This is a genomic window from Brevibacterium sp. CT2-23B, assembly GCF_013168765.1.
GTDB lineage: Bacteria > Actinomycetota > Actinomycetes > Actinomycetales > Brevibacteriaceae > Brevibacterium > Brevibacterium sediminis.
The window spans coordinates 494,439-507,713 of the sequence record NZ_JABBYK010000002.1; the positions used below are offsets into that span (position 1 = coordinate 494,439).

Consider the following 13,275-nt stretch of genomic DNA (forward strand, 5'->3'; position numbering starts at 1 on the left):
ACGGTGGGGTCGGGGCCGCGTTGCTCATGTAATCTTCTGAGCTACCAGGTTTCCCAGCGTGATCCAGCGAAGTCTCCGGCTGATGAGCTTCCCGGACATCTAAATTCCACTAACAGGCGCTGGTGAAAACCTGCTTCGGCAGAGTTGCGTTGAACAACCGTCAGCGAATACTTGTTCTTTCGCACCGCGGACCCAATGTACTCGATCAATGGGTGCGGAACGTACCCCAATTTAGCGTCCTGACTCTCGACACGAAGCGCTAGTTCAGATTCCATATTCATTGGTTCACGTTCAATTTCTAGCCGGTCGCCAGGCGTCAGTGAGTCTAGTACTGCATAGCTATTCCGGTCCTCAAGATGACGAACGCCGTGCACAAAGAACGTCAGTGAGTGATTGCCCTGAGGATCTACGCTTGGCAACGGCAATAGCTCGATCGTGTCGTTCTTGCGTATCCCGCCCGACCTAGCCAAAATCTCATATGGTCTGGCTGAAGACTCAAGATCTAGGTACATGAGCGATTGTGAGCGATCAGGCCGACCAGCAGAAATCACTCGCTCCGCAAAAAACGGAAACAGACGCGAGGAATCAATGCCGCCTCTCTTGAGAGGCAATCCTGGGAGCTCACGAAAATGTTGCCCGTTCACATATGACGCTAGATACTCAAAGCGATACGCCGAGTCACCCCGTTGCTCGAGGAAGCCGAGCTCCGTGTAAAGATTTCTTGGTGGCAGCTTCTGAGTGACGAGGAGCTTTCGTGCAATGGCACCACTAGCACTGGTCGGATTAGCCGACGTCTCTACCTGTGTGGGGAACATTCCAGAATCCTTCGTCTGTTCACTTTTAATATGTTAATCATCAGGCTAGCGCGAGGCTCTGACACGAACTGATGTTCGTTGCAAAGTCGTTCAAAGTGGCTCTCGTCGAGTTCCATGAGTCTATCCGACCAAGACCAGGCTCGGTCGCTCGACACGTCGAGAGATGCGCGCCAGAGTTCTACCAGAGTCTGACGCTGGTTCTCGAAGCGTTTAGACAAGCCCTTTTCGCAGAATTTCTCGATCCCGAGTAGCTTCTTTCTGCAAGCGGAATCCTCAATTGAGGCTGCGAGAGCGGATCCATGATCGAAGCTGGCCGCCAACCTATCAGGATCGAGGGGGTCGATCATAGAATATTCGACCGCCCAGTTTTCGGCATGGCGATCGTTATTGGCGATGAGAGCGTCAAGCATAAGATAACCGCTGAAGACGTCGATAGCTGACCAGTCTTCATACGGAGTATTCGAGGGCCCCTTGAGTCCATCCAAAGTGGCGGCGATATTCGGAAGATTGTGGCCTGGTCTTGGAGTTACTCGATCGTCGCCTGAACAACTCACGTACCCGGGGGTGCCGAGGAGGCTCATGTCGCCAGTAAGGGCGCTGTGAGAGTCCCTGATTACATTTCGGGAGATGACGCCCTCCGCTTCGTTGCGCACGGCAAGCAGCGCTCGCGCCGTGGGGATTCCAAGCAGACTTGCCAACTCGTGCACGATCACTTCTACGTAGTCGTCGTATCGGCGATATGTTCTTCCATTGGGGTGCTCGCCTGACTTGGCGCTCTTGAATAGCCAAGAAGTCGACGGATCTCCTATTGGCAAGTCTTCACCATTCGGAGTCAACCAAATCTTTGGGTCTTTACCCAGCGGTTCTTGGTCGTCCACCAACCAGTCGCTCACATCGATTCGGTTCATCTCATCAGTCTAAGTGAGGAGTGATAGGCACCTGATCGTGCGGGCGGTGTCAGCTTGAATCATAATAGAACGTATGAACGATTCCGAGGACTACGGCACAGCCACATGGCGCTACTGGCAGAAGGTCTGCAACGATGCCGGCGCCCGCGGTTCGTACCAGGACCGCTCACCGATGTTGGTACGTGCTCGGATCGAGTGGGAGCGCGACGGTGAAGAGTGGGTCGACGGCACTGCGACACGGCTAGGGTTCGATGGCGCGATCTTCGTCGAGCTCAAGGATCGACGGTGCCAAGCGATCGGTGTGTGGTTGCCGCCGGCTGATGTGTGGTGGCCGGGGAAGTGAGTGCCCACGGTTGCCCAGAAATTGCCCACACTTCGCCCATATCAACCCGCATTCAACCCAGGCGCACCCCACCCGGCAGCCGCGGGAATTCAACGATCACACCGTTCACCTCGGAGGGAGAACGAACCACGACTTCTTCTCCGGTTCGGGTTCGTCCTACGTCATCGGCAAGGCCGAGAACACGGAAGACGACGACTGGGACTTCTGAGTCCTCAGCCCTGACCTGACTTTTCAGCATCGAGGCGGCCCATTCCGACGGAAAACGTTTGGATGGGCCGCCTCGCTGTTCGTGGACCGGGGCGGTTGTTCGATGAGCGTCAGGCGGAATGTTCGGAATGCGAGATTCTTTCCTCGTGGTTCGGATACTATGACTCGGCTCAGATACGATCATCGGAATCAAGTCCGCCGAGGTCAGAGGTGATCGTCAGTGTCGAACGTACGTGGACGCCGAGTCGAATTCGATGATATCGACGAGAACGATCTTGTCATCAGCGAACCGAAGACCGCGGCAGCGGGACTCAAAGCCGTCGAGGTTGCCTTCGAACGCGGACTCAAACAGGGCGGCGCGAGCCGGACCGTACGGTCGATGTTCCGCGTCAATCAGCCTGACGGCGTCGACTGCCCAGGCTGCGCGTGGCCGGAATCGATCACCGGTGATCGGAAGAAGATCGAGTTCTGCGAAAACGGGGCGAAGGCGCTCGCTGAGGAGAACACGACCCGGGTGGCGACCCCCGGCTGGTGGGAGCAGCACCCCATCTCCGTGCTCGAGCAGAAGACGGAGTACTGGCTCGGCCAATCCGGCCGCATCACCCATCCGATGATCATCCGCGAAGGGGAGTCGCACTACTCACCGATCTCCTGGGCCGACGCCTTCGAGACCATCGCCGAGCACCTCCGCGCCACCGAACCCGACCGGTCGGTCTTCTACACCTCCGGTCGCACTCCCAATGAGACAGCGTTCCTCTACCAGCTGTTTGCCCGCAGCCTGGGAACGAACAATCTTCCCGACTGTTCGAACATGTGCCACGAATCCTCCGGCACGGCACTGTCTCCGACGATCGGCATCGGCAAAGGAACCGTCTCACTTGAGGATCTCGAGAAAGCCGAACTGATCTTCGTCGTCGGGCAGAACCCGGGGACGAATCATCCGCGTATGCTCGGCACGCTAGCCGAGTGCCGGCGCAACGGCGGCAAGGTCGTCGCGGTCAATCCGCTGCCCGAGGCGGGGCTTCTCCGCTTCAAGGATCCGCAGACGCCAAAGGGCCTGCTGGCCGACGGGGAGCGGACCAGTGACGAATTCCTCCAGATCCGGGTCGGGGGAGACCAAGCGCTCTTCCAAGCGCTCGGACACCTGCTGTTGAAGAAGGAAGCAGAGACTCCGGGAACGGTCGTCGACCGGGAGTTCATCGAATCCTCCACTGACGGCTTCGCCGCCTACTCGGAAGCCAGGCAGGAGCTCAACTGGGCGGAGATAGAGCTCGCCACCGGTCTCGAACGAGCCGAGATCGAACACGTCGCGGATCTGCTGGCGAAGTCGAGGGCAACGATCTTCTGCTGGGCATTGGGCATCACGCAGCAGCCTCATTCGGTCGACACGATCAAAGAGATCATCAACCTGCTCTTACTCCAGGGCAATTTCGGTAAGCCCGGGGCAGGGGCCTGCCCGGTGCGGGGGCACTCGAATGTCCAGGGCGACCGCACCTTCGGGATCTGGGAGAAGCCGAAGGAGGACTTCCTACAGCGCCTGGATGCCGAATTCGGCATCAATGCGCCCCGGAGGCACGGCTATGACTCCACAGAGGCGATGCATGCCATGGCCCGCGGAGACGTCGACGTGTTCATGTCCTTGGGCGGGAACTTGGCCATGGCCAACTCCGACACCGCCGCAATGGAGGCCGGACTCAAACGCACAGGCCTCACCGTGCATATTTCCACGAAGCCCAACCGTTCCCATGTCGTCCACGGCAAGACGTCGATCATCCTCCCGACGCTCGGACGCACCGACAAGGATGACAAGCACCCCGGAGGAGCACAGTTCCTCTCGGTCGAGAACTCCATGTCGGTCGTCAGCCGCACCCAAGGTCGGCTCGAGCCGGTCTCCGACCACCTCCTTGCCGAACCGGTGCTGCTGGCCCGGATCGCCGAGGCGGTCTTCGGACCCGATCACGTCATCGACTGGAGGGCGATGGCCGAAGACTATGACGTCATCCGCGACCGCATCTCACGGGTCGTGGAAGGCACCGAGGACTTCAACCGCCGCGTGCGGGACAAATATGGCTTCGTTCTGCCCAATCCGCCCCGTGATACACGGACTTTCGCGACAGCCGAAGGACGGGCGCAGTTCAGCACGCGCGAACTCGAATATCTGCTGCCGCCGGAGGGACACCTGGTGCTGCAGACGATGCGCTCGCACGATCAATACAACACGACCTTCTACGGGCTCGACGATCGCTATCGGGGAATCTCGGGCGGGCGCAGGGTGATTCTCATCAATCCTGCCGATCTCGGCCCTGCCGGTGTCGACGACGGTCAGCTCGTCGATGTCGTCTCGGTCTTCAACGGGGAAGAGCGACGGGCGGAGAAATTCCGGATGGTCGCCTATCCGACGGCCCGCGGCTGTGTCGCTGCCTACTATCCGGAGGCGAACGCGTTGGTTCACCGGGACCTCGTGGCCAGAGAGTCGAACACCCCGGGATTCAAAGCCGTTATGGTGCGGTTCGAACCACGCACCGATGATGAGGAACCTGCAGAGATCCACAGCCTCGTTGACGCGCATGGGTGAACGACAGACGCCCACCTGCTGCGTAAAACCCGGCAGCAAGTGGGCGTCTTCTCAATCAGTGAGGATCAGTCCGGCCCGGTCGGGCCATGCCGATCCCTGCAGATCAGGGCGACCGAGGTTCGGTCAGGCGGCGGCCATCGGCGTGATCTCACGCAGCGAGGTGCCGGTGAACAGCACAACTCGACCGGTCGCATCCTTGATCGTGATCTCACCAGGAGCCTGACGGCTGATCCGGGGATCGATCAATCCTGCGTGTGCGAGCCCGCGCTGGACCCACTGTGGGAACTCAGACATGGTTCCCTCCTTTCTTCAGTTGTGAATAGCAGGCAACGACGCGCGCTATTCTTCAGGTTCTCAATACGGCGATTGGGTGATCGCCATGGGGATCTGCGATTCGAAGAGACACAGTGTCCGGAACATTCATCTGCAAAGTCGAACCATGATCGGGGCCTACGACTTCAAAAGCTTGTCGTCAGGAGCAACGCAACGATCAGTTCGATGAATGCGGACAACTTCGAACGCAAGTTGTAAGCGTAACGCGCCTATGTCGACGTTGTCCAATTGAGGTCAGAACCCTAGGCTCAGGTCGACCGACCCTACCTCCGGCCATCTCGCCGAGGCGGCACCGAACCTTACCGTTGATCCTCTCGCCGTGGTGGACCTGCAGATCGTTTTTGCCGGCCTCTGGCCGAGGAGGCTCTGAATGCCCCTATCGTCGGCCCTGCAACCGTGCCCGGAGTCGCAGCCACAGGATCACCGTGGCGATGAAGAGCACGACCCCACCCGCCAAGAGGACGAGCGCCAGGGGATTGTCCAGTGCCGCACCGACGGTCTGGGACGCCATGGATGACTCCGATTCATCGGACTTCTGGGACTCCGTCGTTCCGCTCGAATCCGATTCGGCGCCCCCGGCATCACTCGAGCTGCCAGTGGCGGTGGGGGCCGCCTCGGCGGTGGCCTGAACCCCGACGGGCACGGTCTGCAGCGATTTCGGGTCCTTCTGGGCGAAATCCCAATCGAGCAGGTCCACGGCGACCTGGCGAGAGTTGTTGTCGATGCCGAGCATCGTCGCGACCACACGGTGCCCGTCACGCTCGGCCACGGCGACGTACGAGCCCTTCGCGGCTCGAGTGAACCCGTTCTTCAGGCCCAGCCCGCCGTCGACCTGGCCGACGATCTTCGTATGGTTCTGGATCTCGTAGCCCTTGAACTTCTCTTTCGTCTGCGGGTTCTTTCCGCCCGGGAATTTGAACGTCTCTGTGCCGATGACCTTCATGAGGTAGTCGTCTTCGCACACCGCCCACGCGAGCTTCATGAGGTCCTCAGCGGTCGTGTACTGGCCCTTTGCGTCGAGTCCCGAGGTGTTCTTCGCCCGCGTATTCGACATGCCCAGCTCGGCGGCCTTCTCGTTCATCAGCTTCACGGCCTTGTCCTGTCCGCCTGCTGCACGACCCAGAGCATTCGCCGCGTCATTGGCGCTCGACATCAGCATCGCGTGGAAGAGCAGATCGATTGAGTACTTGTTCGTCTGCATGAGACCGACCTTCGTCCCATCGACTTCCATGTCCTCGAACTCGGCGGTCACTTTCTTCTTCTTGTCGTCGAACTCGTCCACGAGCGCCAGAGCCGTGAGCAGTTTGATCGTCGACGCCGGGGCGTGCCGCTTCTCCACATTCTTCGCCACATGCAGCTCCCCGGAGTCGAGGTCGCCGACAAGCCAGGACGTGCCCGTCGGCTTCGGCGGCTTCGCACCGTCACCGAGGTCCTCTGGACTGACATACGCCGGTGCTGTCGACTCCGCCGGCTGCGGCACCGCGTGTGCGGGGGCGGGGGAGTGGACGAGCTGCGCGGCGAGCATCAGCAGTGCGGCGGCGAAGCCGAGGATGCTCAGGGGCAGGCTGTGTAGTGAGGAAGCAGTCGAGCGGGTGAAACGCATGCGCACCAGTCTACTTTCGCCGCGAGCAGCTCGTCCTCAGGATTCGTTCACTCGAGACGGCACCTCACCGAGACGAAGCTTGTGGTGGCAGCCCAGTTTGAGATGGATAGCCCACGTTCAAACGTGGGCTATCCACCCTCAACTGGGCCGTGGTGAAAAACACCCAATCACGGCGGGACAGACGAAAGCGGCCCCGCACCGTGTGGTGCGGGGCCGCTGCAGTCGGGATCAGACTGGCGCGATCAGAATGCGCGCTGCAGGATCGCCTGCTTCACCTCGGCGATGGCCTTGGTGATCTCGATGCCGCGAGGGCAGGCCTCGGTGCAGTTGAAGGTGGTGCGGCAGCGCCACACGCCTTCCTTGTCGTTGAGGACCTCGAGGCGCATGTCTCCGCCTTCGTCACGCGAATCGAAGATGAAGCGGTGCGCGTTGACGATCGCGGCCGGACCGAAGTACTGGCCGTCGGTCCAGAACACGGGGCACGACGAGGTGCACGCAGCGCAGAGGATGCACTTCGTGGTGTCGTCGAAGGCCGCACGCTGTTCGGCTGACTGCAGACGCTCACGCGTGGGCTCGTGTCCCGAGGTGACGAGGAACGGCATGACCTCGCGGTACGACTGGAAGAAGGGCTCCATGTCGACGATCATGTCCTTCTCGAGCGGAAGGCCCTTGATCGCCTCGACGGTGATCGGCTTGGACGTGTCGAGGTCCTTGAGCAGAGTCTTGCAGGCCAGGCGGTTGCGGCCGTTGATGCGCATCGCATCGGAACCGCAGACGCCGTGGGCGCAGGACCGGCGGAAGGACAGCGAACCGTCGATCTCCCACTTGATCTTGTGGAGAGCATCCAGCACACGGTCGGTGCCGTACATCGTGATGCTGTATTCCTCCCAGTGCGGCTCGGAATCGACCTCGGGGTCGAAGCGAGCGATCCGGAAGGTGCAGTCGAAGGACGGGATGGACCCGCCTTCGCCTGACACATGTGTCGGCAGGTCGATCTTCGACGCTGGCTCTGGGGTGGTATCGGTGCTCATCAGTACTTACGCTCCATCGGCTGGTAACGGGTGACGATGACGGGCTTCGTCTCAAGACGCATGCCCTTGATGCCGTCGGTCTCCGCTTCGGGATCGAGGTAGGTCATCGTGTGGTGCATGAAGTTCTCGTCGTCACGATCCGGGAAGTCCTCGCGGAAGTGTCCTCCACGCGATTCCTTGCGGTGGATGGCGGCGACAGAGATGACCTCGGCGAGCTCGAGCAGGAAGCCGAGCTCGACGGCCTCGAGCAGATCGAGGTTGTAGCGCTTGCCGCGATCCTGGATGCCCACGTTGTTGTAGCGCTCGCGCAGTTTGGCGATCTCGTCGAGAGCGTCACGCAGAGTCTCGTCGGTGCGGAACACCTGCACGTTGGCGTCCATGATGTCCTGCAGATCCTTGCGGATCGCCGCGATGCGTTCGGTGCCGTCCGAGGTGCGCATCTTCTCGAGCATCTCGACGACGTCGTTCGCCGGGTTCTCGGGCAGTTCGACGGACTCGGCGGTCTTCGCGTATTCCGCAGCGGCGATGCCGGCGCGCTTGCCGAAGACGTTGATGTCGAGCAGCGAGTTCGTGCCCAGGCGGTTCGAACCGTGCACCGACACGCAGGCGCATTCACCGGCGGCGTAGAGGCCGGGGATAACGGTGTCGTTGTCGGCGAGCACTTCGGCTTCGATGTTCGTCGGGATGCCGCCCATCGCGTAGTGCGCGGTCGGGAAGACCGGCACCGGCTCCGTGTAGGGCTCCACACCGAGGTAGGTGCGGGCGAACTCGGTGATGTCCGGCAGCTTCTCGTCGATGTGTGAGGGCTCGAGGTGAGTGAGGTCGAGCAGGACGTAGTCCTTGTTCGGTCCGCAGCCACGGCCTTCGCGCACTTCGTTGGCCATCGAACGGGCCACGATGTCACGCGGGGCGAGGTCCTTGATCGTCGGGGCATAGCGCTCCATGAAGCGCTCACCCTCGGAGTTGCGGAGGATTCCGCCCTCACCGCGAGCCGCCTCGGACAGCAGGATGCCCAGGCCGGCGAGGCCTGTCGGGTGGAACTGGAAGAACTCCATGTCCTCCAGCGGGATTCCGCGGTTGTAGGTCACGGCCATGCCGTCGCCGGTCAGGGTGTGTGCGTTCGAGGTGGTCTTGAAGACCTTGCCGACACCGCCGGTGGCGAAGACGACCGACTTGGCCTGGAAGACGTGGATCTCACCGGTGGCCAGTTCGTAGGACACGACGCCTGCGGGGCGCTTGACCCCGTCGACCTCGGTCATGAGGAGGTCGAGGACGTAGAACTCGTTGTAGAACTCCACGCCGTGCTTGACGCACTGTTGGTACAGGGTCTGGAGGATCATGTGACCGGTGCGGTCTGCGGCGTAGCAGGAGCGGCGCACGGCGGACTTGCCGTGGTCGCGGGTGTGACCACCGAAACGACGCTGGTCGATCTTGCCTTCGGGGGTGCGGTTGAACGGCAGCCCCATCTTCTCGAGATCGAGGACGGCGTCGATGGCTTCCTTGGCCATCACCTCGGCGGCGTCCTGGTCGACCAGGTAGTCACCGCCCTTGACGGTGTCGAAGGTGTGCCATTCCCAGTTGTCCTCTTCCACGTTCGCCAGTGCGGCGCACATTCCGCCCTGGGCGGCTCCGGTGTGCGAACGGGTGGGGTAGAGCTTGGTGAGAACGGCGGTGCGGGCACGCTGGCCCGACTCGATCGCCGCACGCATGCCGGCGCCGCCGGCACCGACGATGACGACGTCGTAATGATGTACCTGCATGTTTCTCCTTTAGGCCTTGCAGAACTCAGCCAGGACCGAGGGGTCCGCTCCGGCCGGGCAGGGATCGAACGTGAAGATGACGAGCGTGCCGAGCACGATGACGATGACCGAGGCGATGTAGAGGATCACCTGCAGGGACATGCGTGTGCCGGGCTTCTCGGAGTAGTCCATGATGATGGTGCGCAGACCGTTGGTGCCGTGCAGCATCGCCAGCCACAGCATGAGCAGATCCCAGATCTGCCAGAACGGGCTGGCCCACTTGCCTGCGACGAAGCCGAAGTCGATGGCCTGGACGCCGTCGCCGGCCCACAGGTTCACGAACAGGTGGCCGAAGATGAGGATGACGAGCACGACGCCGGAGATGCGCATGAACAGCCATGCGAACATCTCGAACTTCGAACGCGTCGACTTGTGCCGGGAGTAGCCGGTCCGCGGAGCCGGAATGGATGTTGTGCTCATGTCAGCCTCCGAAGGTGTGCATCAGCTGGCGGGGAATGAAGGCGATCATGATGATGAGCCACACAACCATGACTCCCCAGAACAGCTTCTTCTGATTTTTCGGGCCACTCTTCGAGAAATCGACGAGAATGACGCGCAGACCGTTGAACGCATGGAATGCGATTGCGGCGACGAGCGCGATCTCACCGAATGCCATGACCGGTGTCTTATAGGTTCCGATCACTGCGTTGTAGGCCTCGGGCGAGACGCGGACGAGTGCAGTATCGAGCACGTGGACCAGAAGGAAGAAGAAGATTCCGACGCCTGTGACGCGATGCGCGACCCAGGACCACATTCCTTCGTTTCCTCGGTACAGAGTGCCCGTAGACGCTTTGGCCACGGAGCATCCTCCATCTTGAATATTCGGGTGTGTACGTCTAGAAACTACGCCGAAGACCGCTTCCGTGCCAGTCGAGACACGGCTGAGCGTTCCGGATCACACCGCAACCCTGGCAATTCCCTCAAAACTGGGATTTCGCGTCTCACGAAATTTCAATTACATCACAGTCGTGTGCTCTAAATTGTTGCGCTCCCGTCCTGACCTGGGCGGCCCGGGAACTCAGGTGCACCATCCCCGAGGCGGCTCTGAGGTGGGGAGATCCCCACCGGATCCCTGGGGATCGGCTCATCCGACACGGCGGGCAACCTCGGGGAAGGTGTGCCCGAATTCTGAGACACTGAAATCGTGAACACGCACTTCCACGCCATCATCCCCGCCGGCGGATCCGGAACGCGCCTGTGGCCGCTGTCTCGCCGGGCGACGCCGAAGTTCCTCCACGATGTCCTCGGCCTCGGCCGCAGCCTCATCCAGGCCACCTGGGACCGGGTCGCGCCGATCGTCGGCGAAGACAGGGTCTGGGTGGTCACCGGTGAGAGTCACTTCGACCAGGTCGCCGAGCAGCTGCCGCATATCGCTCGCGCCCAAATCATCGCCGAACCGTCCCCGAAGGACTCTGCCGCCGCCATCGGACTGGCGGCCATGATCATCGCCCGCGAGGACCCCGACGCCATCGTCGGCTCGTTCTCCGCCGACCATTCGATCACGAACGTCGACGAATTCCGTCTCGTCATCGACCAGGCCGTCGCTGCCGCGGAGACCGGTGACATCGTCACCATCGGCATCATGCCCCGCAATCCCGCCACCGCCTACGGTTATATCGAGACCGGTGACCTGCTCGGGCTCGACGGCGCACCCACGGCCAGGCGGGCGCTGGCATTCGCGGAGAAGCCGGAGGCGAGCACGGCTCGTCAGTATGTGAATTCCGGACGCTACCGCTGGAACGCGGGCATGTTCATCGCCAAGGCGTCCTCCCTCCTCGACATCCTCGCCGAGGAGGACCCGCCGCTCTATTCGGGACTGGCCCGAATCGCCGAGGCCTGGGACACTCCTGACCACGACGAGGTCCTCAGTGCTGTGTGGCCCGGACTGGAGAAGCGAGCCATCGACTATGTGGTGGCCGAGCCCGCGGCCGCGGCCGGTCGTGTCATCGTCATCCCCGGTGACTTCGGCTGGGACGACGTCGGCGACTTCGACTCGGTGGCCCGCCTGCGGCAGCCGGTGCCCGGGGAGCCGCGCGGAGTGATCTCGATCGGCGGGAACACCGACCTGCTCGAGGTCGATGCCTCGGGGGTCGTGTTCTCCGAAGGACCGCGGACCGTGGCGATCGTCGGACTCGAAGACCTCGTCGTCGTCGACACCGACGACGTCCTGCTCATCACCTCCCGCTCGCACGCCCAGGACGTGAAGAAGGCCGTGTCCGTCGCCGGTGAGCGCGGACTCGACGAACTGCTCTGAGTCGCTGGGCCGCCTCTGGGCGTGGGGGATCGAACTGCGAAGTATGTCGAAATTGGTCGCAATGGGCACATTTATGACATCGAGTGCTTAGCATTGCTTGAAATGTTCGACATCGCCCATCCCCGACCTCCCCGCCCTGAAGGACCCGACGTGATCAGCTCGACAATCGCTGAGATCGGTGCAGAACTCATCGATTTCCGCCGCGACATCCATGCCCATCCGGAACTGTCCTTCCAGGAGTTCGAGACCACCGACAAGATCGTCGCCCGCCTCGAGGCCGCCGGTCTGGGGCCCCAGCGCCTCGAAGGCACCGGGGTCGTCTGCGAGGTCGGCGAAGGACCGGTGGCCGTGGGACTGCGCGCCGATATCGACGCCCTGCCCGTCGATGACCTCATCGACGAGGAATTCCGTTCCACTGTTCCCGGCGTCGCCCATGCCTGCGGCCACGACGTCCACCTGACCTCGCTCATCGGTGCCGGCATCGCCCTGCAGAAGATCCACGAAACACGGCCCGGCGGCCTCGGCGGACGCGTGCGACTGATCTTCCAGCCCGGTGAGGAAGTCACCCCGGGTGGCGCGCTGCGCGTGATCTCACAGGGCGTCCTCGACGATGTGCCCGAGGTCTATGCCGTTCACTGTGACCCGAACGTCGACATCGGCAAGGTCGGTTCGCGCATCGGCGCCATCACCGCTGCCGGCGACACGGTCATCATCCGCCTCTCCGGTCACGGCGGGCACACCTCCCGTCCCCATCTGACCGAAGACCTCGTCTATGCGCTCGGCAAGCTCGCCACCGACCTGCCCTCGACCCTGGGCCGGCTGATCGATCCGCGGCACGCGATCTCCCTGGTGTGGGGCGAGATCAGCGCCGGTCACGCAGCGAACGTCGTTCCCAGCGAGGGGATTCTGCGCGGAACCCTGCGCTGCCTAGACGTGGACGGCTGGAACCAGGTCGCCGAGGTGCTGCCCGAGCTCGTCGACCGCATCGCCGGACCGTACGGAGTCGAGGTCGACCTCGAACACCGCCGAGGCGTCCCACCGGTGGTCAACACCGAAGACCAGGTCACCCTCATCGAATCCGCGGTCCGCGGTGAGCTCGGCGAGAACTCGGTGCAGCTGACCCCGCAGTCCATGGGCGGTGAGGACTTCGCGTGGTACCTCACCCACTGCCCGGGTGCGCTCATCCGGCTGGGCACCCGCACACCCGGCGGCATCACCTACGACATCCACCAGGGTGATCTGCTCATCGACGAACGCGCCGTGGAGATCGCCGCCCGCGTATTCACCGCCACCGCTCTCAAGGTCCTCGACCGCGACCGCTGATCGACCTGTCACGGTCCGCGACCAAACGACAGCGATCGGTGGCTGCTCGGCTGCGCCGGCTGTCCACGCTGATTACCCGGCCGA

At 62.1% G+C, this 13,275-nt stretch carries 13 protein-coding genes; 5 read left to right on the forward strand and 8 right to left on the reverse strand.

Annotated elements, in window-relative coordinates; genetic code table 11:
* Positions 1 to 41: 41 nt before the first annotated feature.
* A complete protein-coding gene (locus HIM68_RS19325; RefSeq protein ID WP_367647463.1) occupies positions 42 to 815 on the reverse strand; it encodes an HIRAN domain-containing protein in 774 nt (257 codons plus the stop codon).
* Positions 797 to 1,723: a hypothetical protein gene (locus HIM68_RS07445; protein WP_172171073.1), complete on the reverse strand. Its 927-nt coding sequence runs from the start codon at positions 1,721 to 1,723 to the stop codon at positions 797 to 799. The genes HIM68_RS19325 and HIM68_RS07445 overlap by 19 nt, the downstream gene beginning before the upstream one ends.
* Positions 1,724 to 1,796: 73 nt before the next feature.
* On the opposite strand from HIM68_RS07445, the gene HIM68_RS07450 reads away from it, so the two are divergent.
* The 3 genes from HIM68_RS07450 to HIM68_RS07460 all read left to right on the forward strand — a co-directional run bounded on the left by HIM68_RS07450 (position 1,797) and on the right by HIM68_RS07460 (position 4,848).
* Positions 1,797 to 2,066, forward strand: a complete 270-nt coding sequence (locus HIM68_RS07450) for a hypothetical protein (protein ID WP_172171075.1) — start codon at positions 1,797 to 1,799, stop codon at positions 2,064 to 2,066.
* A gap of 10 nt (positions 2,067 to 2,076) precedes the next feature.
* Positions 2,077 to 2,274 (forward strand): hypothetical protein, encoded by a 198-nt coding sequence (locus HIM68_RS07455; protein ID WP_172170331.1) that lies wholly within the window; start codon positions 2,077 to 2,079, stop codon positions 2,272 to 2,274.
* 219 nt (positions 2,275 to 2,493) lie between these two features.
* Positions 2,494 to 4,848 (forward strand): FdhF/YdeP family oxidoreductase, encoded by a 2,355-nt coding sequence (locus HIM68_RS07460; RefSeq protein WP_367647464.1) that lies wholly within the window; start codon positions 2,494 to 2,496, stop codon positions 4,846 to 4,848.
* A 123-nt stretch (positions 4,849 to 4,971) separates the two neighbouring features.
* Here HIM68_RS07460 and HIM68_RS07465 read toward each other — a convergent pair whose 3' ends face one another.
* From HIM68_RS07465 to sdhC, 6 genes are all read right to left on the reverse strand, one after another.
* Positions 4,972 to 5,142 (reverse strand): hypothetical protein, encoded by a 171-nt coding sequence (locus tag HIM68_RS07465; RefSeq protein ID WP_172171077.1) that lies wholly within the window; start codon positions 5,140 to 5,142, stop codon positions 4,972 to 4,974.
* A gap of 415 nt (positions 5,143 to 5,557) precedes the next feature.
* Complete coding sequence (locus HIM68_RS07470) at positions 5,558 to 6,784, reverse strand: D-alanyl-D-alanine carboxypeptidase family protein (RefSeq protein ID WP_172171079.1); 1,227 nt, start codon at positions 6,782 to 6,784, stop codon at positions 5,558 to 5,560.
* A gap of 242 nt (positions 6,785 to 7,026) precedes the next feature.
* Positions 7,027 to 7,815, reverse strand: a complete 789-nt coding sequence (locus HIM68_RS07475; protein ID WP_101546859.1) for a succinate dehydrogenase iron-sulfur subunit — start codon at positions 7,813 to 7,815, stop codon at positions 7,027 to 7,029.
* Positions 7,815 to 9,575, reverse strand: a complete 1,761-nt coding sequence (gene sdhA, locus HIM68_RS07480) for a succinate dehydrogenase flavoprotein subunit (protein ID WP_139470358.1) — start codon at positions 9,573 to 9,575, stop codon at positions 7,815 to 7,817. The genes HIM68_RS07475 and sdhA overlap by 1 nt, the downstream gene beginning before the upstream one ends.
* A gap of 9 nt (positions 9,576 to 9,584) precedes the next feature.
* Entirely contained in the window at positions 9,585 to 10,034 is a 450-nt protein-coding gene (locus HIM68_RS07485) for a succinate dehydrogenase hydrophobic membrane anchor subunit (RefSeq protein ID WP_025778711.1), read from the reverse strand.
* A 1-nt stretch (position 10,035) separates the two neighbouring features.
* Complete coding sequence (gene sdhC / locus HIM68_RS07490; RefSeq protein WP_081770431.1) at positions 10,036 to 10,413, reverse strand: succinate dehydrogenase, cytochrome b556 subunit; 378 nt, start codon at positions 10,411 to 10,413, stop codon at positions 10,036 to 10,038.
* Positions 10,414 to 10,758: 345 nt separating this feature from the next.
* Here sdhC and HIM68_RS07495 point away from each other — a divergent pair, with 345 nt between their 5' ends.
* Positions 10,759 to 11,868 carry a mannose-1-phosphate guanylyltransferase gene (locus tag HIM68_RS07495; RefSeq protein ID WP_139470357.1) on the forward strand — a complete coding sequence of 370 codons (1,110 nt, stop codon included), beginning with the start codon at positions 10,759 to 10,761 and terminating at the stop codon, positions 11,866 to 11,868.
* Positions 11,869 to 12,018: 150 nt separating this feature from the next.
* Entirely contained in the window at positions 12,019 to 13,191 is a 1,173-nt protein-coding gene (locus HIM68_RS07500; RefSeq protein ID WP_172171081.1) for an amidohydrolase, read from the forward strand.
* The last annotated feature ends 84 nt before the right edge of the window (positions 13,192 to 13,275 follow it).